The 21,702-nt window shown below is 47.4% G+C and carries 26 protein-coding genes; 18 read left to right on the forward strand and 8 right to left on the reverse strand.

From position 1 onward, the window contains the following. Positions 1-39: 39 nt before the first annotated feature. The 4 genes from KNP99_RS00165 to hfq all read left to right on the forward strand — a co-directional run bounded on the left by KNP99_RS00165 (position 40) and on the right by hfq (position 3,645). A complete protein-coding gene (locus tag KNP99_RS00165) occupies positions 40-960 on the forward strand; it encodes an ABC transporter ATP-binding protein (RefSeq protein WP_029333260.1) in 921 nt (306 codons plus the stop codon). Beyond that, positions 953-1,951: an ABC transporter permease gene (locus tag KNP99_RS00170; RefSeq protein ID WP_034801277.1), complete on the forward strand. Its 999-nt coding sequence runs from the start codon at positions 953-955 to the stop codon at positions 1,949-1,951. The genes KNP99_RS00165 and KNP99_RS00170 overlap by 8 nt, the downstream gene beginning before the upstream one ends. Before the next feature lie 469 nt (positions 1,952-2,420). Then, positions 2,421-3,374, forward strand: a complete 954-nt coding sequence (gene miaA, locus KNP99_RS00175; protein WP_088836747.1) for a tRNA (adenosine(37)-N6)-dimethylallyltransferase MiaA — start codon at positions 2,421-2,423, stop codon at positions 3,372-3,374. A gap of 22 nt (positions 3,375-3,396) precedes the next feature. Next, positions 3,397-3,645: an RNA chaperone Hfq gene (gene hfq, locus KNP99_RS00180; RefSeq protein ID WP_029333264.1), complete on the forward strand. Its 249-nt coding sequence runs from the start codon at positions 3,397-3,399 to the stop codon at positions 3,643-3,645. 140 nt (positions 3,646-3,785) lie between these two features. Here the strand turns inward: hfq and KNP99_RS00185 are convergent, their stop codons facing one another. Continuing rightward, positions 3,786-4,760: a tyrosine-type recombinase/integrase gene (locus KNP99_RS00185; protein ID WP_215192945.1), complete on the reverse strand. Its 975-nt coding sequence runs from the start codon at positions 4,758-4,760 to the stop codon at positions 3,786-3,788. A gap of 134 nt (positions 4,761-4,894) precedes the next feature. Between KNP99_RS00185 and hflX the strand changes: the two genes are divergently transcribed. From hflX to KNP99_RS00215, 6 genes are all read left to right on the forward strand, one after another. Next, entirely contained in the window at positions 4,895-6,136 is a 1,242-nt protein-coding gene (gene hflX, locus KNP99_RS00190; protein WP_088836749.1) for a GTPase HflX, read from the forward strand. 2 nt (positions 6,137-6,138) lie between these two features. Next, positions 6,139-7,416, forward strand: a complete 1,278-nt coding sequence (locus tag KNP99_RS00195) for a methionine gamma-lyase family protein (protein ID WP_088836750.1) — start codon at positions 6,139-6,141, stop codon at positions 7,414-7,416. A gap of 139 nt (positions 7,417-7,555) precedes the next feature. Continuing rightward, on the forward strand, positions 7,556-7,954 hold the full coding sequence (locus KNP99_RS00200) for a MerR family transcriptional regulator (RefSeq protein ID WP_029333272.1): 399 nt from the start codon (positions 7,556-7,558) through the stop codon (positions 7,952-7,954). Between the two features lie 49 nt (positions 7,955-8,003). Then, entirely contained in the window at positions 8,004-9,350 is a 1,347-nt protein-coding gene (gene glnA, locus KNP99_RS00205; protein WP_088836751.1) for a type I glutamate--ammonia ligase, read from the forward strand. 466 nt (positions 9,351-9,816) lie between these two features. Then, complete coding sequence (locus tag KNP99_RS00210) at positions 9,817-10,053, forward strand: (4Fe-4S)-binding protein (RefSeq protein WP_088836753.1); 237 nt, start codon at positions 9,817-9,819, stop codon at positions 10,051-10,053. Next, on the forward strand, positions 10,028-10,303 hold the full coding sequence (locus tag KNP99_RS00215) for a GNAT family N-acetyltransferase (protein ID WP_088836754.1): 276 nt from the start codon (positions 10,028-10,030) through the stop codon (positions 10,301-10,303). The genes KNP99_RS00210 and KNP99_RS00215 overlap by 26 nt, the downstream gene beginning before the upstream one ends. Positions 10,304-10,352: 49 nt before the next feature. Here the strand turns inward: KNP99_RS00215 and KNP99_RS00220 are convergent, their stop codons facing one another. The 3 genes from KNP99_RS00220 to KNP99_RS00230 form a co-directional block, all read right to left on the reverse strand. Continuing rightward, positions 10,353-10,529 carry a hypothetical protein gene (locus KNP99_RS00220; RefSeq protein WP_157898466.1) on the reverse strand — a complete coding sequence of 59 codons (177 nt, stop codon included), beginning with the start codon at positions 10,527-10,529 and terminating at the stop codon, positions 10,353-10,355. 87 nt (positions 10,530-10,616) lie between these two features. Next, the gene (locus KNP99_RS00225; protein ID WP_088836755.1) at positions 10,617-10,943 is read right to left on the reverse strand and encodes an AzlD domain-containing protein; all 327 of its coding nucleotides are present in this window, start codon (positions 10,941-10,943) and stop codon (positions 10,617-10,619) included. After that, entirely contained in the window at positions 10,922-11,623 is a 702-nt protein-coding gene (locus tag KNP99_RS00230) for an AzlC family ABC transporter permease (protein ID WP_088836756.1), read from the reverse strand. The genes KNP99_RS00225 and KNP99_RS00230 overlap by 22 nt, the downstream gene beginning before the upstream one ends. Positions 11,624-11,790: 167 nt before the next feature. Between KNP99_RS00230 and dhaK the strand changes: the two genes are divergently transcribed. Genes dhaK through dhaM form a run of 3 tightly spaced genes read left to right on the forward strand, consistent with a single transcriptional unit; the run spans position 11,791 to position 13,763 of the window. Next, a complete protein-coding gene (gene dhaK / locus KNP99_RS00235) occupies positions 11,791-12,759 on the forward strand; it encodes a dihydroxyacetone kinase subunit DhaK (RefSeq protein WP_029333284.1) in 969 nt (322 codons plus the stop codon). 43 nt (positions 12,760-12,802) lie between these two features. Then, entirely contained in the window at positions 12,803-13,405 is a 603-nt protein-coding gene (gene dhaL / locus KNP99_RS00240) for a dihydroxyacetone kinase subunit DhaL (protein WP_215192946.1), read from the forward strand. Then, positions 13,398-13,763: a dihydroxyacetone kinase phosphoryl donor subunit DhaM gene (dhaM, locus tag KNP99_RS00245; protein ID WP_088836757.1), complete on the forward strand. Its 366-nt coding sequence runs from the start codon at positions 13,398-13,400 to the stop codon at positions 13,761-13,763. Before dhaL ends, dhaM begins: the two co-directional genes overlap by 8 nt. A 186-nt stretch (positions 13,764-13,949) precedes the next feature. Here dhaM and glpK read toward each other — a convergent pair whose 3' ends face one another. The 4 genes from glpK to lexA form a co-directional block, all read right to left on the reverse strand. Then, on the reverse strand, positions 13,950-15,473 hold the full coding sequence (gene glpK, locus KNP99_RS00250) for a glycerol kinase GlpK (protein ID WP_214767385.1): 1,524 nt from the start codon (positions 15,471-15,473) through the stop codon (positions 13,950-13,952). 41 nt (positions 15,474-15,514) lie between these two features. Continuing rightward, positions 15,515-16,216, reverse strand: a complete 702-nt coding sequence (locus KNP99_RS00255) for an MIP/aquaporin family protein (protein WP_088836759.1) — start codon at positions 16,214-16,216, stop codon at positions 15,515-15,517. 178 nt (positions 16,217-16,394) lie between these two features. Continuing rightward, entirely contained in the window at positions 16,395-16,868 is a 474-nt protein-coding gene (locus KNP99_RS00260) for a metal-binding protein (protein ID WP_088836760.1), read from the reverse strand. Positions 16,869-16,898: 30 nt separating this feature from the next. Beyond that, positions 16,899-17,513 carry a transcriptional repressor LexA gene (gene lexA / locus KNP99_RS00265; RefSeq protein ID WP_029333297.1) on the reverse strand — a complete coding sequence of 205 codons (615 nt, stop codon included), beginning with the start codon at positions 17,511-17,513 and terminating at the stop codon, positions 16,899-16,901. A 206-nt stretch (positions 17,514-17,719) separates the two neighbouring features. Here lexA and yneA point away from each other — a divergent pair, with 206 nt between their 5' ends. The 5 genes from yneA (at position 17,720) to KNP99_RS00290 (ending at position 21,592) form a co-directional block, all read left to right on the forward strand. Beyond that, entirely contained in the window at positions 17,720-18,007 is a 288-nt protein-coding gene (gene yneA, locus KNP99_RS00270) for a cell division suppressor protein YneA (RefSeq protein WP_214767387.1), read from the forward strand. A gap of 46 nt (positions 18,008-18,053) precedes the next feature. After that, on the forward strand, positions 18,054-18,707 hold the full coding sequence (locus tag KNP99_RS00275) for a YneB family resolvase-like protein (RefSeq protein WP_088836761.1): 654 nt from the start codon (positions 18,054-18,056) through the stop codon (positions 18,705-18,707). Positions 18,708-18,820: 113 nt separating this feature from the next. Then, positions 18,821-19,057, forward strand: coding sequence for a DUF896 domain-containing protein (locus tag KNP99_RS00280; RefSeq protein ID WP_029333302.1), 237 nt, complete (start codon positions 18,821-18,823; stop codon positions 19,055-19,057). A 207-nt stretch (positions 19,058-19,264) separates the two neighbouring features. Beyond that, positions 19,265-21,253, forward strand: a complete 1,989-nt coding sequence (gene tkt, locus KNP99_RS00285) for a transketolase (protein ID WP_088836762.1) — start codon at positions 19,265-19,267, stop codon at positions 21,251-21,253. 108 nt (positions 21,254-21,361) lie between these two features. Beyond that, complete coding sequence (locus KNP99_RS00290) at positions 21,362-21,592, forward strand: YneF family protein (RefSeq protein ID WP_012370001.1); 231 nt, start codon at positions 21,362-21,364, stop codon at positions 21,590-21,592. Positions 21,593-21,702 lie beyond the last annotated feature (110 nt).

Genomic DNA, 21,702 nt, shown 5'->3' on the forward strand with positions numbered 1-21,702 from the left:
TCATTATTCCGCTAGAATAGACCATAAGAGGTGAGAAACGTGAATCCAACTGTAAAATTAGAATCGGTCACGAAGGTGATTGGAAAGAAAACGATTATCGATAACATTTCGTTTGAAATCTTCCCAGGTGAAGTCTTTGGATTTCTCGGTCCGAACGGGGCAGGGAAAACAACGACGATCCGGATGCTCGTCGGATTGATTAAACCGACGTCGGGTAAAATCACGGTCTGTGATTTTGACGTCCGCAAACAATTTGTTCAAGCGATGGAGCGGATCGGCTCGATCGTTGAAAACCCAGAGCTTTACAAATATTTGAGTGGGCGCGAAAACTTGCGTGTCTTCGCCCGGATGTTACCGAATGTCGATGAAGCTCGGATTCAAGAAGTAATTGACTTGGTCGACTTGACGGCGCGGGTCGACGATCAAGTCCGGACGTATTCCCTCGGGATGCGTCAACGCCTTGGAATCGCCCAAGCCTTGCTCGGTCGTCCAAGTGTTTTGATACTCGATGAACCAACAAACGGACTCGATCCGATGGGGATTCGTGATTTACGGCAATTCATTCGGAAGCTCGTTGATGAGACAGGATTATCAGTTTTAGTCTCGAGCCACATCCTGGCTGAGATTGAGATGCTCGCTGACCGGGTCGCCATCATGAGTTACGGCAAAATCGTTCAAGTCGGGACGGTCAAGGAGCTCGTCGAGTCGCTTGCTCCAGGTGTCGACTGGCGGGTCGATGATGCCTTCAAAGCAAATGAAATTTTATCCGCGTCTGAAGACGTCCAGGTCTCTGAAGTCGTTGACGCGAATACCGTCCATACATTGATGGATTCAAGTAAGACACCGGCACTCAATAAACAGCTGTTTGAAGCCGGCGTCGAAGTCTGGACGATTGAACGAAAAGTCCAGACGCTCGAAGATCTCTTCATCACCTTGACGGGGGGAGATCATATTGCGTAATCCGAACATGCTTGGTCTCGTCCGCAACGAAGTGACGAAAATTGCTTCGAAAAAGCGCTTCGCCGTCGTCGCGATCATTTTAGTCGTTCTTGTGTCGATGTTTACGTATGCACAGTATCGTGACATCCAAGAACAAATTAAGAAACAAGGTACGCTCGATTGGCGTGTCGAACTGCAACAAGACATCGTCGATACACAGAATCGACTGGCCTCGAGCAGTATTCAAGACGAGTTCCGCCAGTTTTTAGAATTTGATTTAAAACAGAATCAATACTACCTCGATAATGATATCAATCCGAACTATCCGGGTGCGCCGACGTTCATCCGCATTTTCTTCTCACAAGGATTAACGTTAATCTTACCGCTCTTCATCATCGTCATCATGGCGGACATCGTCAGCGGGGAGCAAAACGACGGAACGATCAAGACGCTTCTGTCGCGACCGGTCCGGCGCTGGAAAATTTTGATGGCGAAATGGATCACGGTTTTACTCTATACCTCGATGCTGATGGCATTGACCGCGTTCGTCTGTTACGCGATTTCCGGCATCGTCCTCGGGTATGACGGCTGGACCGCCCCGATTTTGACCGGGTTCCAAGCATCGCCGAGCGGGACGTTCTCGACCGAATTCGTGCATACGATTCCGATGTGGGAATACCTCCTGATGGCAATCGGTCTCGCCTGGATCGTCACAGCCGTCGTCGGAACGATTGCGTTGATGGTCTCTGTCCTCGTCAAGAATACGGCGACCGGGATTGGCATCATGATGGCAGTCTTGATTTCCGGAACATTGTTGACGACACTCGGTTCGAGCTGGACAAGTTCGAAATACCTCGTTAACGTCAACTTTGGACTAATCAATTATCTGGATGGTCAAGCACCACCGATTGAAGGCATGACGTTGCCATTCTCGCTTGCCGTCCTTGGCTGTTGGACAGTCGCGACACTTGGAATCGCCTTCTGGAACTTTACGCAAAAAGATATGTATTAATAAAAAACCCCCTGTCCCGAACTCGGAACAGGGGGTTTTTGCAACGGGCAAGCCCGTCACTTGGAATCGAGAGGCAGAGCCTCTAATGGAAAGCCGATGCAGGTCAACTTCCGCGCTACGTACCAATCGTATCTTAATCATAGCGATTCCATTAATTGGTGTCAAACATGCTCGAATGGGTTTACAGTTGTCGCAAATTGTAAAAAGGTAGATAACAGATAAAAGAGGAGGGGCTATGATGGCAGATTGGGGTATTATGTTGACAGGGTTAGTGATTTGCGGATGGTGTGTATTCAGTGCAATTTATGACGACTTCATTCGTCGTGTCTAATATTTTTTTCGTAACAAGTAGAGTACATGTCCTTTTTCTTCAGGATAGGTGCTCTTTTTTTGTCTTAAAACGGCTACGGCAGAGTTGTGAATTATGGTACACTGACATCAAAAATGATCAGTGTAGGAATGGTGATGCATAGTGAAACAACCAGTCATCGTCATCGTCGGTCCGACTGCGGTCGGAAAAACGAAGACAGGTATAGAATTAGCGAAGCGCTTGAATGGTGAAATCATCTCCGGTGACTCCGTTCAGGTCTATCAAGGAATGGACATCGGTTCAGCGAAAGTGACAGAAGAAGAAATGGACGGTGTAGCGCATCATATGCTCGACCTTGTCAATCCGGATGATGAGATGAGTGTTGCTCGTTTTCAGACGCTGGCACGTCAGGCGATTGCGGACATTGCAGGTCGAGGGAAATTGCCAATCATCGTCGGCGGGACCGGGTTATACATCCGGGCGATTTTGTATGACTATCAATTTACAGCACAAGCGGAAAATAAAGAATTGCGGCAGGAGCTGGAACAATTTGCAGCGGAGCAAGGCGTAGTCGCACTCCATGAACGCTTGCGTCAACTCGATCCGAATCGGGCAGAGGAAATTCATCCGAACAATGTGCAACGGGTCGTCCGGGCGATTGAAGTCGCCGAGAGTGGACAGACACAAACGTCCGGTAGTGAACCGAGCTTATATGAGAGCTTGCTGTTCGTCTTACATATGGACGACCGGGATCGCTTATATGACCGAATCAATGAGCGGGTCGATTTGATGGTGGGGCAGGGACTCGTCGAGGAAGTCCGGCAGCTTGTTGACGCCGGCTTCGCCGATACGAAAGCGATGCAAGCAATCGGCTACAAGGAAATCGTCCCTGTTTTGAGTGGCGCGCCACTTGAACCGGCGGTCGAACAGTTGAAACGTAACACGCGACGCTTCGCAAAACGGCAGTTAACCTGGTTCCGTCATCAATTTGATGGCGTTTGGGTAGAAATGGGAACGATTTCATTTGAACAAAACTTCAAAATTATCTATGATAGAACAGTAGGGTTTCTGAAAGCGGTTAACTCGGACTGGCCTGAAGACAGAAACAGATAAAATAGAGGGGGCACGGGGTCTTATGAAAGCGACATACAACATTCAAGACTATTTTTTAAATCAATTACGAAAAGATGCGGTTCCAACAACCGTCTTCTTAATCAGTGGGTATCAATTACGGGGATTAATCAAATCATTCGATAACTTCACGGTAATCCTAGAATCAGAAGGAAAACAACAACTGATTTATAAGCATGCCATTTCGACGTTCGCGCCGGCACGTAACGTGACGTTGTACGAACAAGAGGAAACGGAAGAAGTATCGCGTTAAACAAGACGGCCGCGGGGGCCATCTTGTAAGAAATGCAATCCATTTAGATGAAAGGTCACTGCGAAGTGACGTTTCATCTTTTTTTTGTGGAGGATGACGAATGGTAGATGAAAAAGAGGCTGGCTTTTTGTCGCGACACGTCATAATAACGTCTTTAATTCGTCAAATGCCTCCGCGTACCGCCGTAACGAGACGTCTTTATAGAGACAGGTCTTCGTCAGGCGGTCTTCTGTCGTCATCTCGTCGAAATACGTTTTCAAGATGAAGCTGTTACGGAGCATCGACGGCGTGATCAACCGTTTATTATCCGACCGTTCATTGAGTTGCCGCATCATTTTCGTGATCATGACGATCGAAAGTTGCTTCGGCGCATTTTTACTGTAGAGCCAGCGGAACGTCATCCGGGCGAAGTCGAAGGCGACGAAAAACGGGTCCGTTGTATGATACCGTGGACGGACAGGTTCCGGAACGGTCTTCAAGTAACGGAGCATGACGTCCTGATCCTCGCGCTCGATTTGTAGTTTATACGTGTTCCCGAGCCGGTCGTGGACGAGCATCTCTTGCTGGGCAAAATTGAGGTCTTGCATCTTCAGTCCGATGATGTGGTGAACACGTAATCCGTACCGGTAGAACAATCGTAAAATCAATTCGTTGCGGTCGATCAAGTAGGGACGGGCGACGAGCTGGTGATCGGTCAAACCGCGGTCGGACTGATTCGTCCGGATCAACTGGTCATATTCTTCCTGTGAAGCGACATGGTGTGGACCGAGCTCATGGGTCGGCTGGGCATACTCAATTAGTTTTGCTTTTGATTGTCGGATTTGATAGTTCAGTTGATTGATGACGGTGACGATTCGGGCGACCGTCGCTTGTTTATAGAGTTTTTCTTCGATCAAGTATTCGTTGATGAATGTCTTCCAGGAATCGAGCGGAATCGCTTTAAAATCATCAATCGTCTCGAACGGTTGGTCGACTTCTGTCATGTAGCGGTGGACCTCGATTAAATCATAACGGTAGCGTCGGACGGTCGAGTCCTGTCGACCGCTGACCGTTAAATAGAGGAGATACCGTTCGATGAACTCGGGCAACGTATAATCCAGTCGTTCGCGTGCCATGTTCCGCCTCCTTCAACCTTGTTATTCTTATCATAAACCGAACGAATGTTTCCTGTCCAAAAAAGTTCAGACGGATAGCGGCGTGTGGTATGATTAGGGACGCAGAATGTCTTTATCTTGAAAGGAATGATTTTATGTCAGAACGCGTTATTGTCGTCGGTTGTCAGCTCCCCGATGTGGCAGACCATATTTATGCAGAATCGGTCGCGGAGCTTGAAGCACTCGTCACGACTGCGCACGGGGTCGTCGTTGGACGACTCGATCAAAAACGGCAGGCAGTCGATCGGCGTACATTTATCGGAAAAGGGAAGGTCGAGGAACTGGTCGCGCTAGCGGAAGAACTCGAACCGGATTTAATTATTTTTAATGCAGAAGTCACACCCGGTCAGATGAAGAACATCCGGATTGCACTTGAAGACCCGGAATCGATCAAATTGATTGACCGGACCCAATTGATTCTCGATATCTTCGCCGGGCGTGCTCAGTCACGGGAAGGGAAACTTCAAGTCGAGCTCGCGCAAATGAGTTATTTGTTACCGCGTCTCAGTGGACAAGGAACGCAACTGTCACGTCTTGGTGGCGGAATCGGGACACGTGGTCCGGGTGAATCGAAACTTGAGACGGACCGTCGACACATCCGTCGCCGTGTCGATGAAATCAAGAAACAGCTCGAAACATCGGTCGCACACCGAGCGCGTTACCGGGAACGCCGTAAAGAAAATCAGACGTTCCAAATCGCGCTCGTCGGGTATACGAATGCCGGGAAGTCGACGATTTTCAATCGCTTGACGCATGCTGACACGTATGAAAAAAATGAATTGTTCGCGACGCTCGATCCATTGACACGTCAGTTCGATTTACCGGAAGGCGGACAAATCCTGTTGACGGATACGGTTGGTTTCATCCAGGACCTTCCGACGAAACTGATTGCTGCCTTCCGTTCGACGCTGGAAGAAGTGCTTGAAGCCGATTTAATCCTCCATGTCATTGATGCTTCGAGTGAACATTATCTCAACCAAATGCAGACGACGAACGATGTCCTCGATGAGCTCGGAGCGGGTGATATTCCGCAACTCGAAGTCTTCAATAAAAAAGACCAGTTGACAGACTTGTTCGCCGGCGGAAAATTGCTGATTTCAGCACTCGATCCGACTGATATCGAACGGTTAACGCTCGAAATCGAAAAGTCGATCAGTGAGATTTTGGAATATCTCGAAATCCGGATTCCGGTCGAGGCGTTTGCCCACTACAACCCGGCAAAAGAAGTCATGATGAATTTAAAAGAACAATATGAAGAGGATGGATCGGTCACGCTCAAAGGGTACTTGCGTAAAGACACGCGTCTCTACTCGACATTGAAACAATACGAGGTGTAAGCATGTTTACAGAATTAACGCATTATGAAACGATTCGTCCCTTCATCGAGACGGCGGAGACGCGAATCGCTCCCGGGATCAAACGGACGCAAGAAATCGCGGAATACAATCAGTTTCGCGTCTTGAACGCGTTCCGGAAACACAAAGTCAGCGATTTTCACTTCATGCCGTCGACAGGTTACGGCTATAACGATGAAGGGCGCGATACGCTCGAACGGATTTATGCCGACGTCTTCGGTGCAGAAGCCGGACTTTGCCGTGCGCAAATTATCAGTGGGACCCATGCGATCGGGATTGCGTTGTTCGGGTTACTCTTGCCGGGAGACGAATTACTGTATATCACAGGCAAACCGTACGACACGCTCGAAGAAATCGTCGGCATCCGGGGTGACGGGCGGGGCTCGCTAAAAGAACTCGGTGTCACCTATGATGTCGTCGAGATGAAACAGGCGGAGACGATTGATATCGATGCCGTTCTCGCCCGGATCACAAGCAAGACGAAAGTCGTCGGGATTCAACGGTCGAAAGGTTATGCGACACGGCGCAGCTTACCGGTCGAAGAAATCGGTCACGCGATTGCGACGATTAAAGCCGTCCATCCGGACGTCATCGTCTTTGTTGACAACTGTTACGGCGAGTTCGTCGAGACGATGGAACCGACCCACGTCGGGGCTGACTTGATGGCAGGCTCACTGATTAAAAATCCGGGTGGGGGTCTCGCGAAAACTGGCGGCTACCTCGTCGGACGGACGGACTTGATCGAACGGGCATCGTTCCGAATGACGACTCCGGGCATCGGCGCGGAAGCGGGACCGTCGCTCTACTCGCTCCAAGACATGTATCAAGGCTTCTATATGGCGCCGCACACGGTCAGCCAGGCATTGATGGGGGCAATGTTCACGTCGAGCATGATGGAGCAGTTCGGTTTCGATACGGCACCGCATTACGCAGCAGAGCGGACGGATTTGATTCAATCGGTCTCGTTCCATGCCCCGGAACCGATGATTGCCTTTTGTCAGGCGATTCAAGCGGCGTCACCGGTCAATGCTCATGCTTTACCGATTCCGGACTATATGCCCGGATATGCGGATGATGTCATCATGGCAGCAGGGACATTCATCCAAGGGTCGTCGATCGAATTGTCGGCAGACGGACCGATTCGTGCGCCCTATACGGCTTACGTCCAAGGCGGGTTGACATTTAGTCACGTCAAAATCGCCATCATTTCTGCCGTCGACCATTTGATGGAAAAACAATTGCTTCCGCAAACGCGGGTTTAAAATAATTACAAACTGTGAAAAGACCTTTGATGACAGGTTGTCTGACTTGTGGGAAAGTTGTGTTAACTTTCCTGACATAGCTTGACAACTTGCCTCACAGAGGTTTATTCTCATGGAGTAAGGAAAAAGGAGGAACGACATGGCAGACGTAACACGACAGTCCAAGCCACTGTTTCCGATCGGAGTCGTTCAAGAGTTGACCGCGTTATCTGCCCGGCAGATCCGTTACTATGAAGAACAGGGACTGATCAAACCGGAACGGACAGAGACGAAACGCCGCCTCTACTCGTTCAACGATGTTGATCGTTTACTGTCGATCAAGGAATATTTGGATCAGGGACTGAATATCGCAGGGATTAAAATGATTTTTGACAATGATCTCATCAAACGAGAACGCGTTGCGGAGACGGTCGTCAAGACACGTCCGGAACTATCCGATGGAGAGTTGTATAAACTCCTGAAAAATCAACTGAAGGAAGCAGGTCAACCTGGAAAAACGTCGCTCATCCAAGGTGAGCTCGGGCGTTTCTTCAAGTAAGTACCTGTTACCATATATGAAAAACAGAATCGGAGAGGGGAACTGTTACATGACACGCCGCAACATTACACGAGAAGACATTATGAAAATCGCTAAAGCTGAGGACGTACGGTTTATTCGTCTACAATTCACAGATATCCTCGGTACAATCAAGAACGTTGAAATTCCAGTAAGTCAATTGGAGAAGGCACTTGATAATAAGATGATGTTCGATGGTTCGTCGATTGAAGGATTCGTCCGGATCGAAGAATCAGATATGTATCTCTTCCCAGACTTAAATACATGGGTTGTCTTCCCATGGACTGAAGATGGAACAGGTAAAGTCGCACGTCTCATTTGTGACATTCACAATCCAGATGGCACATCGTTCTCAGGTGATCCACGTGGTCAATTGAAACGCGTACTTAAAGAAATGGAAGAGCTTGGTTTCTCTTCATTCAACGTCGGACCAGAACCGGAATTCTTCCTCTTCAAAAAGGATGAAAACGGTCGCCCGACACTTGAATTAAACGACCAAGGTGGATACTTCGACCTCGCACCTGTCGATCTCGGTGAGAACTGCCGTAAAGAAATCGTCATCGAGCTCGAAAACATGGGCTTTGAAATCGAAGCGTCACACCACGAAGTCGCACCGGGTCAACACGAAATCGACTTTAAATATGCGGATGCGATCACGACTGCCGATAACATCCAAACGTTTAAACTCGTCGTTAAGACGATTGCTGCGAAACATAACTTGCACGCGACATTCATGCCGAAACCGCTCTTCGGTGTCAACGGTTCAGGTATGCATGCGAACATGTCCCTCTTCAAAGGAAACGAAAACGTCTTCTTCGACGAAGAGAACAGCAACATGCAACTCTCTGACGATGCACGCGCCTTCACAGCAGGTATCCTGAAGCACGCTCGTGCCTTCACAGCTGTCTGTAACCCGACAGTCAACTCGTACAAACGTCTTGTTCCTGGTTATGAAGCACCTTGCTACGTCGCATGGTCAGCCCGTAACCGTTCACCGCTCGTCCGAGTTCCTGCTGCACGTGGTCTTTCAACTCGAATCGAAGTTCGTTCAGTTGACCCGGCGGCTAACCCGTACCTTGCACTTGCGACATTGCTTGCGTCAGGTCTTGACGGAATCAAAAACAACTTGCAAGCACCTGCACCAATCGACCGTAACATCTACGTCATGGACAAACCAGAACGTGTTGCGAACGGCATCGATGATTTACCATCAACACTCAGCCATGCACTCGAAGTACTCAAAGCAGATGACGTCGTCATGCACGCACTCGGCGATCACATCGCGGAACACTTCGTTGAGCTCAAAGAAATCGAGTGGGATATGTTCCGGACACAAGTCACGGAATGGGAACGCGATCAGTACATGGTCTTGTTCTAAGTCTACTGGAAACGCCCGAATTTATTTCGGGCGTTTTTTAGCGTGTGGACAAAGCAACATAAAGTGATAAAAGCATCTCTCTTTTCCGTTGCTTTCCTCGGGCGAGGCGCAAGCCGTTGCTCCTTGATCCTCTCGGGCAATGAGCAGGGTCTTGCCTGCCTCTGACAGTGCGTTAAAAACGCACTTTTTCCCGTAGGAGTCAACGGAAGAGAGATGCTTTTTAGACCGTCGTGCAGCCGTTTTGAAGATGAGACGAGACAGGAAAGTGCAACACGCAAGCATATCGGTATAAACCTTTCATTAGAGTTTATCTACAGCCTGGAACGTCTGAATTTATTTCGGGCGTTTTTTGTGAGAATTCAATTGATGGATGCTTACATTTTTGTGATTTTATTAATTTTTTGATTTTCGAAAGGTGCATGCGTCTATTTAAGGAATAGAAAAATATACTAAGGAGGCGTTCCATATGAAGAAAGGCTATGAGGGAAAAGACGTGACTGTCTACTTTGATCCAGAAGTGTGCATTCATTCCGGTCACTGCGTCAAGAGCCTGCCTAGCGTGTTCGATGTCAAAAAACGACCATGGATTGAAGCGAACCGTGCGGAAGCAGAAGAAGTCATGCGTGTGATTGATGGCTGTCCAAGTGGTGCTTTATCTTATGAACGGAGGGAAGCAAATGGAACTGAAACGAGCAGAACGTAAAATCGAAGCGCATCAGGAAGGTGCAGTGATTGGAGAAATCACCTACAGCGACACGAACAACGGCATGTGGATCATCGATCATACGTATGTCGATCCCGCGCACCGGAACCAGCAAATCGGCGAACAACTCGTTGCCGAAATCGTCAACTGGGCACGGGAAGTTAACGTCAAGCTACTGCCGTTATGTCCGTTTGCGAAAAAAGAGTTTGAACATCAATCGGATTATCAGGACGTACAAGCAAATACGTGAACACAAAAATCTCCTCCAGTCTCTCAAGACCAGAGGAGATTTTTTCGAGTCATTGTTTGTGAGCCCTGACTTTCATTTTGCGAGAAACAACCATCGCGCCGAAATAGGCGACGACGTACAACGCGACCAGTCCTTGTTTTAGCATATAGGGGATATCCATTTGACTCGCGATCAGAAAAATCGCGCACAGCAATATCAAATAGGATACAAACTGCTTATTCGGCACATCAGGACCTCCTTCACTATCCATTAATTTTTATTTTAAAAATAACACAAGAGATGCATCGAAACATGTTAAAGATGAATGAGGTGCTTACAGATACAATCGTAGAAATGCCATGGTGACGACACCGGTCACGACCGTCCAGGATAGACTTTTGCTGAAAATTGCCACCGCCATCGTCGGTAGTGCTGCGAAGACATGAAGCGTCGAAATCGTCGGAAACGCGTCGTCTTGCGCGATGAGTAGATTTTGAAAAAAGAGGGCACCAAGCAGGCAGACCGGAATGAAGGAGAGCCATTCCGTTACGAGGCGTGGTAACGTCAGTCCATGAAGGACAAGAAACGGTAAGACGCGTGGAATCCAAGTGACGAGTCCACAAGCTAAAAAAAGAGCGATTAATTCTGGACGGATTTCCATCGTGTGATCACGACTCCTATACTTGCACCACCGAGCGTCGCGCAAAGAACGGCGACTTCTGGAGAAAAGTAGCGCATGGTTATGTAAAGCAATAGTAAGACGATCAGTAAGAGGCAACTGTTCACGGCAATGCGGGAACGTTCTCCTTCGAACTGTAAGTACAATAAGCCGATGAACATCGCCGTCAGGGCAAAGTCGAGACCGAAGCGCTCCGGATCAGGGAACCAACTGCCGACGAGTGCTCCGAGAACAGTTGCGACGATCCAGCTGAGATACGCAGTCAGGTTCAAGCCGTGCATGAAAGACGGGGAAAGCGTTCCTTTTTGCGCAGTATTCATCGCGACAGCGAACGACTCATCTGTCAGTAATGTCCCGACGCCGATCCGATCACGGATATGCCGGGTCTCAACATGCGGTGCAAGCGTCAGACTCATCAATAAGTGCCTGAGATTGACGATGAACGTCGTCAGGATGATGGCAGAAGCGGGACTATTCAATAATAAAAGACTTGTGATGATGAACTGGGCGGCACCGGCGTAAATGAAGACGGACATGAATCCGACTTCAAGAGGGGATAAACCGGAGGCACGACCGACGATGCCGGCAGAAAAGCCGATTCCGAGATAACCGAGAACAGTTGGTAAACAGGCTTTGATTCCTGCTTGGAATGAAGAAGACACGATACAATTCCTCCTTTTTTGACATGTAAGATGAGCATAGCATCCGTACTCAAAAATGGACACTAAGTGGTCAATATTTTCATATGTTTTCTTGACATAAGTTTGCTTGAATTGTGGTAAAGACTAAGTGGTAGTGCAAAAATTCGTTAGACGAAGGAGCGTTCAAGATGGATAAATTAATGCAAGATGCCAACCGATTCGTATCAGATATGGTGGAAGGTCTCGTTTTAGCTCATCCGGATTTATATGCGAAAGTCGACGGCGTCAATGTCGTAAAACGAAAAGAACCACTGAACGGAAAAGTTGCCCTCGTTTCGGGTGGCGGCAGTGGGCATGAGCCAGCCCATGCTGGTTTCATTGGTGACGGGATGTTAGCTGCAGCAGTTTGTGGAGAGGTCTTCACCTCGCCGACACCAGATATGGTCCTTGAAGGGATCAAGGCAGCAGACGCTGGTAAAGGCGTACTTCTCGTCGTTAAAAACTATTCCGGGGACGTCATGAACTTTGATATGGCGAAGGAACTGGCAGAACTTGAAGATATCGAAGTCGAGACGGTTGTCGTAAAGGATGACATCGCCATCAAAAAAGAAGAAGATCGCCGCGGTGTCGCGGGTACAGTCTTTGTCCATAAAATTGCTGGTGCGGCAGCGGCGGAAGGCAAGTCGCTTGCTGAAGTCAAAGCAATTGCCGAGAAAGTCATCGGAAGCGTGCGTTCGATTGGGATGGCACTTTCACCGTGTTACATGCCGGAAAGCGGAAAACCTGGTTTCGACTTACATGAAGATGAGATGGAAATCGGAATTGGAATCCATGGTGAAAAAGGAATCGACCGGAAACCGGTTGCGTCCGTTGAAGCAATCGTCACGGAACTGCTCGACCGACTGACAGCAGAAGTAACAGACAAAAAAGTCGCTGTCATGGTCAATGGTATGGGTGGAACGCCGGAATCGGAACTCTACATCACCTACAAGTATGTCGCGGAACAATTACAAGCAAAAGGCTACGACATCGTCCGTCCATACGTTGGAAACTATATGACATCGCTTGAGATGCACGGTTTCTCGATTACGTTACTTCCGGTCGACGATGAGCTCGTCGGTTACCTTGACGCAAAAACGAATGCAATCGGTTTTTAATCAAACTAAAAATTTTTAAAAGAAATAGAAGAGGTGGATTGAAATGAAGTTAACGACAGAACAGTTTCGTGAAAGCTTACTGAAGGCAGCAGCACAGATTGAAGCCCATAAAGATGAACTGACCGATCTTGATCGTGAAATCGGCGACGGTGATCACGGGATTAACATGTCACGTGGTTTTCAAGCCGTCCAAAAAGAACTAGAAGCACATGGTGAGTATGAAGATTTAGGTGATTTGTCAAAACAAGTTGGGATGACGTTAATCAAGATGGTCGGTGGGGCGTCTGGTCCGTTATACGGAACAGCGTTCGTCAAGTTCGCCGGAGCCTTTAAAGGGAAAAAAGAAGTGGAAGGGCAAGAACTGGCACAAGCTTTTGTTGAAGCGACGGAAGGCATCAAGATGCGTGGAAAGTCTGAATTCGGTCAGAAAACAATGGTCGACATTTGGACACCTTTCCATGAGGCCTTGAGCAAAGAGGCGGATTTAAACGCTGCACTCGAACAAGCGCTCCGTGATACAAAAGAACGTGTCGCGACGAAAGGGCGGGCTTCCTACTTTGGAGACGCGACAGTCGGCGTGCAAGATCCAGGTTCTTTATCGAGTGCACTCTTGTTACAAGAAATCGTGGAGGTGCTACATGGTTAATGTAATTCTCGTTTCACACAGTGAAAAACTGGCGACTGGTCTAAAGGAACTGCTTGCCGAAATGGCACCGGATACACCAATCCTGCTAGCGGCCGGTTTAGCGGATGGAAGCATCGGGACAGATGCTTCGCGCATTGAAGAGACGTTGAATGCGCTCGACGATGACGGTGTTATCTTGACGGATATCGGTTCTGCAACAATGAATACGGAGTTGGCCCTTGAACTGTATAGCGGTGATAAAACAGTCCAATTTGTCGAGGCGCCGCTCGTCGAAGGGGCATTCCTCGCGGCTGTTTTAAGTGGTCAATCGAAGTCACTGACTGAAGTCGTTGACGGATTGAAAAATGAATTCGCCTAAATGATTCGCGTAAGACCGATCTCCCTTCTAAGTCAGGTATCTGCCTGTTCGCTTAGAGGGGAGTTCTTTAGTGTGGATTGAGAAGGTGTATGAATTAAGAGGTCAAAGACAAAAAAAAAAGCGATTTCGAGTGATATCGAAATCGCTTCTTTTTAATAGAGTGGTGCAAAAGTCATCGTTATTCGATTAGACGTTTGCGTTGGCTGCTTTTTTGTTCGGTGTGAATGCCATTGTCGCTTCGACCGCTTTTTGCCATCCGGCATAACGTTTTTCGCGATCGTCTTCTTTCATTTCAGGTGTGAATTGATGGTTGAGTTTCCACTGCTTTTTGATTTCAGCTTTATCTTTCCAATAGCCGACAGCGAGTCCAGCGAGGTAGGCTGCACCGAGTGCCGTCGTCTCATTGATTTCCGGGCGGTCAACTGGAACACCGAGAATATCCGATTGGAATTGCATCAAGAAGTCGTTCGCGACGGCTCCACCGTCGACGCGTAACGTTTTCAGTTCGATGCCGGAATCTTGCTGCATCGCTGTCAAGACGTCGCGTGTTTGGTAAGCGAGTGACTCGAGTGTTGCACGGACAAAGTGTTCTTTTTCCGTTCCGCGTGTCAATCCGAAGATTGCACCACGAACATCGCTATCCCAGTACGGTGCACCGAGACCAACGAAAGCAGGAACGACGTAGACACCGTCTGTTGAATCGACTTTCAAGGCGTAGCCTTCCGAGTCTTTCGCATGTTTCAGCATCCGGAGACCGTCACGTAACCACTGGATTGCAGAACCGGCAACGAAGATGGAACCTTCGAGTGCGTATTCCACTTTGCCGTCGACGCCCCAAGCGATCGTCGTCAGGAGTCCGTGGTCTGAAGAAACGGCTTTTTCGCCCGTGTTCATCAACATGAAGCAACCTGTACCGTATGTGTTTTTCCCTTCGCCCGGTTCAAAACACGTTTGACCGAACAAGGCAGCTTGTTGGTCACCGGCGATGCCGGCGATTGGAACTTCGAAGCCGAAGAAGTGATACGGGACTGTGTTGTCGTAGACTTCACTTGATTGACGGACTTCTGGCAACATCGATTTAGGAACAGTCAGGATTTCAAGTAACTCGTCATCCCATTGTTGTTCGTAAATGTTGTACATGAGTGTCCGTGAGGCATTCGTGTAGTCTGTGATATGTGTTTTTCCACCTGAGAGCTTCCAGACGAGCCACGTATCGATTGTACCGAAGAGCAGTTCCCCGTTCTCTGCTTGCTCACGTGCACCATCGACGTTATCTAGAATCCATTTGACTTTTGTTCCTGAGAAGTAGGCATCGATGAGTAAGCCAGTTTTATCGCGGAATTTTTGATTGAGTCCTTGTTCTTTTAGCTCATCACAAATGTCGGCCGTTTGACGCGATTGCCAGACAAGGGCATGATAAACTGGTTTTCCCGTTTCCTTGTTCCAGACGACTGTCGTTTCACGTTGGTTCGTAATTCCGATGCTCGCGATTTGACTCGGTTTGATGTCAGCCGTTCCGAGTGCATCCGCCATGACTGCTAAAATCGAACCCCAGATTTCATTTGCATCATGCTCGACCCAGCCTGGTTGTGGGAAGTATTGTTTGAATTCACGTTGAGCAGAGTTGACGATTTGACCATCATGATCGAAAATGATGGCGCGTGAGCTTGTCGTTCCTTGGTCGAGTGCTAAAATATACTTGTTTTCCATCTGTGAGTCCCCCTTGAATAGTTAAGATACCTAATGCTCAATCAAAATAGCAGTTGATAGATGAAGACGGCGATTGCGCCTCCGATGATTGGTCCGACAATCGGAATCCATGAGTAACCCCAGTCTGATGATCCCTTACCCGGAATCGGTAAGATCGCGTGGGCGATACGTGGACCAAGGTCACGGGCAGGGTTGATTGCATAACCCGTCGTACCACCAAGCGAAAGACCGATGACGACTACGAGGAGACCGACGATCAATGGATTGAGTCCGTCTGCAAACGTATTCGCTCCAAGCGCCAAGATACCAAAGACGAGAACGAATGTCCCGATGATCTCAGATACTAAGTTTGATCCCGTATGACGGATTGCTGGACCTGTCGCGAAGACACCGAGTTTTGCGGCTTGATCTTCTGTCGCTTCAAAATGTTTCATGTAATGAAGCCAAACGAGTACTGCGCCAAGGAATGCTCCGACAAGTTGAGCAGCGATATAGATAGGTACATCTGCCCACGGTAAGTCAGAATTGAGCGCGAGCGACAAAGTAACCGCTGGGTTCAAGTGGGCACCACTGGATGCCGCGACGTAAACACCGGTCATAACGGCGAGACCCCAAGCGAGCGTGATGACAATCCAGCCACCATTTTCAGACTTGGTTTTCTTCAGAACGACACCGGCGACGACGCCATCCCCGAGTAGGACGAGAATCAATGTTCCCATCATCTCACTAATAAAATTACTCATGCAAAAACCCTCCCTTTGGATTAAAGCGAATAATGCCTTTCTATTTAAACCTAACCCGAATTGATAACGTTTTCAATACAAATAATTGAAATATAGGAATCGAAATTTTCAATATTTAGGTTTAAAAAAATTAGAATTGGATAATAAAAAGACTTTTTCCATGATTGAATGGAAAAAGTCAGGATCGACGTTTTTTTCGTTTCTTTTTAGGGCGGAACCAACTACTCGTATGATCAAGGATGATATGAATCGTACTTGCGGTCATCACACCGATAATAAAAGCAGGCATGACGTCAATCAATGAGTCGACCGTGCTTGCTTGGATGATTTCACTATAGAAGGCTAAAAAGAGTAGCGGAATCAATAAAGCGGCACTGTAGAGTAGGCGGATGACATCTCCGATGATTAAGCCATGCGACCAGATGGAGCGGTGCGGCATAATTTTAACGTATGGCATCCAAAGGACACGCAAAGGGCCAAAACGATAGTAAGGTTCCGATTTTAAGTCTAAGTCGGGCGAAAGCCATAAGGTCCCGACGGCGATTCCGACAGCGGTCGGGAGCCAATCCGTTTGGTTCGTTGCGACCGAATAAACAACATATCCCGTTAGGGCAACGGAGTTGACCGTATCATGTACATTTCCAGAAGGCATGAAAAAAGACCAGCTTAGCTGGTCCCTCTCTTAGTGAATCGTCCGGTAAACGCCGATGACCTTGCCAAGAATCGACACGTTATCGAAATACATCGGGTCCATCGAGTCATTTTCTGGTTGAAGACGTACCTGTTGATCTTCTAAGAAGAACCGTTTGACTGTCGCTTCACTATCTTCGGTCATCGCAACGACAATCTCCCCGTTTTCTGCTGTGTTTTGTTGACGCACGATAACACGATCGCCATCAAGAATACCTGCATTAATCATCGATTCGCCATCAATCGTCAACATAAAGACGGTTTCATTTCCTACATAATGTGCAGGGAGTGGGAAATGCTCTTCTATGTTTTCAATCGCAGTGATCGGAAGTCCGGCAGTTACCTTGCCGATAACGGGGACATGGACGATCGCTTCGTTGATTTCTTCAGGTTTATCAAGCAATATTTCAATCGCGCGTGGTTTCGTCGGGTCACGGCGAATCAGTCCACGTTTTTCTAGACGATCCAAATGACCGTGTACCGTTGAGCTTGAAGCAAGACCAACAGCTTCACCAATTTCGCGAACTGAAGGTGGATAGCCCTTTAACTTCACTTCAGCGATGATGTAGTCAAGGATTTCTTGTTGACGTTTAGACATTTTCCGCATACGAATTGCCACCTCTTTCCGGATTGGTTTTTTTAGGATTTAGGAATATATGTTTCTAGAATTACTATAACATAGAACAAATGAGCGCACAAACAATTGTTCGATGTTTTTGTATTGACCGAACACTGGTTCTGTGTTTATTATAGATTATGCGAACAATTGTTCCGAGAACATTTATTCTAATAACCTATTTGGAGGGATTCATGATGATTCATTCTATTCGTACTCATGCCTTTTCAATTCTGTTTTATACGCTCAGTTTTGCTTTCATTCTTTTTCTTTTAACACCACGACCGGATGAAAAGGTCCACCGATTACTTACGGCGTCAGTCACGGTAGATGAGAACGTAACAGTCGAACAAGTAGCTGAAGTCTACAATGATGGTTCGATGACGAATCAAGAATACATCGACTGGCTGATCAAGAACAATGAGCTCGAAACAAAACATGTCATTTCGAAAGACAAAATCGTTGTACCAATCGCACAACAATGACAGAATATAAAAGTTGTTGAATGAACGAACAGGGGTGTGAGGTACGATGAAAGTAGTAATCTACTGTCGCGTCTCGACGGAAAAAGAAGCACAAGAGAGCTCACTGGAGCGGCAAAGAGCAGAACTGTCGGGACTCGCTTTAACAAAAGGATTTGAAATCATAGATATCATCGTCGAAAAAGAAAGTGGCTATGATGTAGAGCGAGAAGGGATGTTGACCGTTCTTGATTATGTAACGCGTCATCTGGTGGAAGCGGTGCTCGTGACGGACGATACACGAATCGGACGAGGAAACGCCAAAATCGCGATTTTGCATACGTTCAAAAAACATGATGTCCAGTTGATGACGATGGAGTCAGACGGTGAATACCAACTGGCAGATGCGGAAGCGATGGTCCTCGAAATCGTTTCACTCGTTGAGGAATACCAGCGTAAGCTCCACAATGCAAAAATCGCACGCGGCATGCGACGGGCTGTCGATAATGGTTTTAGACCCGAACAAAATCTCAATCGGCAAGGCGAGAATGCCGGCCGCAGTCGAAAGGAAGTCCCGATTGAAGAAATCGTTCGATTACGTGAACTTGGTTTGACGTTTGCTGACATCGCGACGACCTTACGCGGCATGGGGCATGATATTTCGAAAGCGACGGTCAATCGGCGTTATCTTGAATATAAAGAAGTTGTCCAGTCTTATGAATGAAAGCAGGTGTTGTGTCATCTTGACGCGACAAACTTGCTTTTTTTTTTCGGGTCTTTTACAGTAAGGTTACTATTAAAGTGCTCCACGTTGAGTCAAAGAGAAAGAGGGATATTATGTTATCACAAGAACAACTCGATCGAATTAATGAACTTGCCAATAAATCAAAAGTCGAACCGTTAACGGAAGCTGAGACGGCGGAACAAAAAGAATTAAGAACGGCCTATTTAGAAGCATTTCGTGGTTCGTTCAAAAATCAAATGATGGGCATCAAAATCGTTGATGAAGAAGGAACGGATGTTACGCCTGAAAAATTGAAGCAAGCACAAGAAGAAGAACGCAATAAACAGTAAGCAAGTTTTGTATGAATGAAAGCTGCGTCGCTCAATCCGTGAGCGAGGTAGCTTTTTTAATGGGAAAATCAGTAATGTGTATCATGAAAGTCGCTTGAAAAGGGCAATAGAGAGCGCATTCATTTTAATGTGACATACTATTTAGAAAAGTTGTATCACATTTCTGTGTGTGCTAAAATGATATAGAATTTGTGAAAAAGAGAGAGGATGATTGTTTTGACGAACATGACAACAGTAGAATTACTAGCAGTAAATACGATTCGTACCTTATCAATTGATGCAGTACAAAAAGCGAACTCGGGCCACCCGGGAATGCCGATGGGTGCAGCACCGATGGCATTTACATTATGGGCGGATCATATGAACCACAACCCTAAAAATCCAGAATGGTTTAACCGTGACCGTTTTGTACTTTCAGCAGGACACGGTTCAATGCTTCTCTACTCACTCCTCCATTTATCAGGATACGACCTCGCGATGGATGACTTGAAGTCATTCCGTCAATGGAACTCAAAAACACCGGGTCACCCGGAATACCGTCACACAGCAGGTGTCGATGCGACGACTGGTCCACTCGGACAAGGCATCGCGATGGCCGTCGGGATGGCGATGGCAGAACGTCACCTCGAAGCGAAATACAACCGTGACGACTTAAATGTCGTGGATCACTTCACGTATGGCATTTGCGGAGACGGTGATTTAATGGAAGGTGTTTCAGCAGAAGCAGCTTCACTCGCAGGACATTTAGGTCTTGGTAAACTCGTCGTCCTGTATGATTCAAACGATATCTCGTTAGATGGTGACTTGGACAAGTCATTCTCTGAAAACGTCCAACAACGTTTTGAAGCATACAACTGGCAAGTCATCCGTGTTGAAGATGGAACGGATATCGATTCGATTTCAAAAGCACTCGACGCGGCGAAAGCGGAAACAACAAAACCGACATTGATCGAAGTCAAAACGGTTATCGGATTCGGTTCGCCGAACAAATCAGGGAAATCGGCTTCACACGGTGCACCACTCGGCGATGCGGAAATCAAGTTGACGAAAGCAAGCTACGTTTGGGATCATGAAGAATTCTATGTACCGGAAGAAGTCAAAGACTTGTTCGAGGAGCGCATCGAAAAACGTGGCGCTGATACAGAAGCAGCATGGACGGAAAAAATGGAGCAATACAAAGCAGCACATCCGGAATTGCACGCTGAGCTTGTTCAAGCGATCAACAATGAATTGCCGAGCAACTGGGAAGCAGATCTTCCGACATATGATCTGACATCGAAAAAAGCAACACGTCAGACGAGTGGAGAAGTCTTAAACGCTCTTGCGAAAAACATCCCATCAATCTTCGGGGGATCAGCTGACTTAGCTGGTTCGAACAATACGATGCTAAAAGGCGAAGCTGACTTCGATATCGATCCAAGCGGCCGTAACATTTGGTTCGGTGTCCGTGAGTTCGCGATGGCAGCAGCTGTTAACGGAATGGCACTTCACGGTGGCGTCATCCCTTACGGTGCGACATTCTTCGTTTTCTCAGACTACTTGCGCCCGGCAGTCCGTCTTGCAGCATTGATGGGGATTCAATCAATCTTCGTCTTGACGCATGACTCGATCGCAGTGGGAGAAGATGGTCCGACACACGAGCCAGTCGAACACTTGATGAGTTTCCGTGCGATGCCGAACTTGACGGTCTATCGTCCGGCAGACGGAAAAGAAACGATTGCCGCTTGGAAAACAGCTGTTCAATCGAAAAACAAACCGACGTTGCTCGTTATGACGCGTCAAGGTTTACCTGAACTGGAAGGCACGACAGTCGAAGGTGCTGAAAAGGGTGGTTATGTCATCGCAGGTGACGTAAACACAGCAGATACAATCTTGATGGGAACGGGTTCAGAAGTTCACTTGCTCGTCGAAGCACAAAAACAACTGGGTGAAAAGGTTGCGGTCGTTTCACTTCCATCATGGGAGTTGTTCGAAGCGCAAACAGCTGAGTACAAAGAATCTGTCTTACCAAAACGGATCACGAAACGTCTTGCGATCGAAGCAGGCGCGTCACTCGGTTGGTACAAGTACGTGGGAACAGAAGGACAAGTCATCGGAATCGATCGTTTCGGCGCATCGGCTCCAGGAGACCTTCTATTAAAAGAGTACGGCATGTCTGTCGAAAATATCTTGGAAACAGTCAAGCAACTCGGATAAGTGGAACAGGTGCGCGTTCATGCGCACCTTTTTCATGCATTATCTATGCAAACGGTTAGAATTATAGTATAGTAAAAAGCGACGTTTTAAGTTAGAGGAGGAAGCAACTTGGCTACATGGATTTGGATTTTAATTGCCCTTCTTTGCTTGGTAGCAGGTGTCGCCCTTGGTTTCTATATCGCTCGTCGATACATGATGAACTATTTGGAGCAAAACCCGCCAATCAACGAAGATATGATTAAGACATTGATGATGCAAATGGGTCAAAAGCCATCACAAAAGAAAGTCAACCAAGTGATGCGTTCAATGAGTGGTTCGATGAAATCACCTAAAAAATAAGCAGTTTCAAAAGGAGACCCTTGTGGTCTCCTTTTTGTTTGCTATTTACTGGAAAGATGGCTAATCTAAAATGTGAGACTATTTAAAATACTCAATTGATTTGAAAAAGG

The sequence above is a fragment of the Exiguobacterium sp. s95 genome (assembly GCF_018618655.1).
Classification (GTDB): Bacteria; Bacillota; Bacilli; order Exiguobacteriales; family Exiguobacteriaceae; genus Exiguobacterium_A; species Exiguobacterium_A oxidotolerans.

Bases quoted from the DNA above. Each gene is read 5' to 3' on its own strand.
- hfq (WP_029333264.1), top strand. From the start codon at position 3,397: ATGAAAGCGACATACAACATTCAAGACTATTTTTTAAATCAATTACGA.
- KNP99_RS00185 (WP_215192945.1), bottom strand. From the start codon at position 4,760: ATGGCACGCGAACGACTGGATTATACGTTGCCCGAGTTCATCGAACGG.
- hflX (WP_088836749.1), top strand. From the start codon at position 4,895: ATGTCAGAACGCGTTATTGTCGTCGGTTGTCAGCTCCCCGATGTGGCA.
- KNP99_RS00195 (WP_088836750.1), top strand. From the start codon at position 6,139: ATGTTTACAGAATTAACGCATTATGAAACGATTCGTCCCTTCATCGAG.
- KNP99_RS00200 (WP_029333272.1), top strand. From the start codon at position 7,556: ATGGCAGACGTAACACGACAGTCCAAGCCACTGTTTCCGATCGGAGTC.
- glnA (WP_088836751.1), top strand. From the start codon at position 8,004: ATGACACGCCGCAACATTACACGAGAAGACATTATGAAAATCGCTAAA.
- KNP99_RS00210 (WP_088836753.1), top strand. From the start codon at position 9,817: ATGAAGAAAGGCTATGAGGGAAAAGACGTGACTGTCTACTTTGATCCA.
- KNP99_RS00215 (WP_088836754.1), top strand. From the start codon at position 10,028: ATGGAACTGAAACGAGCAGAACGTAAAATCGAAGCGCATCAGGAAGGT.
- KNP99_RS00225 (WP_088836755.1), bottom strand. From the start codon at position 10,943: ATGGAAATCCGTCCAGAATTAATCGCTCTTTTTTTAGCTTGTGGACTC.
- dhaK (WP_029333284.1), top strand. From the start codon at position 11,791: ATGGATAAATTAATGCAAGATGCCAACCGATTCGTATCAGATATGGTG.
- dhaL (WP_215192946.1), top strand. From the start codon at position 12,803: ATGAAGTTAACGACAGAACAGTTTCGTGAAAGCTTACTGAAGGCAGCA.
- dhaM (WP_088836757.1), top strand. From the start codon at position 13,398: ATGGTTAATGTAATTCTCGTTTCACACAGTGAAAAACTGGCGACTGGT.
- glpK (WP_214767385.1), bottom strand. From the start codon at position 15,473: ATGGAAAACAAGTATATTTTAGCACTCGACCAAGGAACGACAAGCTCA.
- KNP99_RS00255 (WP_088836759.1), bottom strand. From the start codon at position 16,216: ATGAGTAATTTTATTAGTGAGATGATGGGAACATTGATTCTCGTCCTA.
- KNP99_RS00260 (WP_088836760.1), bottom strand. From the start codon at position 16,868: ATGCCTTCTGGAAATGTACATGATACGGTCAACTCCGTTGCCCTAACG.
- lexA (WP_029333297.1), bottom strand. From the start codon at position 17,513: ATGCGGAAAATGTCTAAACGTCAACAAGAAATCCTTGACTACATCATC.
- yneA (WP_214767387.1), top strand. From the start codon at position 17,720: ATGATTCATTCTATTCGTACTCATGCCTTTTCAATTCTGTTTTATACG.
- KNP99_RS00275 (WP_088836761.1), top strand. From the start codon at position 18,054: ATGAAAGTAGTAATCTACTGTCGCGTCTCGACGGAAAAAGAAGCACAA.
- KNP99_RS00280 (WP_029333302.1), top strand. From the start codon at position 18,821: ATGTTATCACAAGAACAACTCGATCGAATTAATGAACTTGCCAATAAA.
- tkt (WP_088836762.1), top strand. From the start codon at position 19,265: ATGATTGTTTTGACGAACATGACAACAGTAGAATTACTAGCAGTAAAT.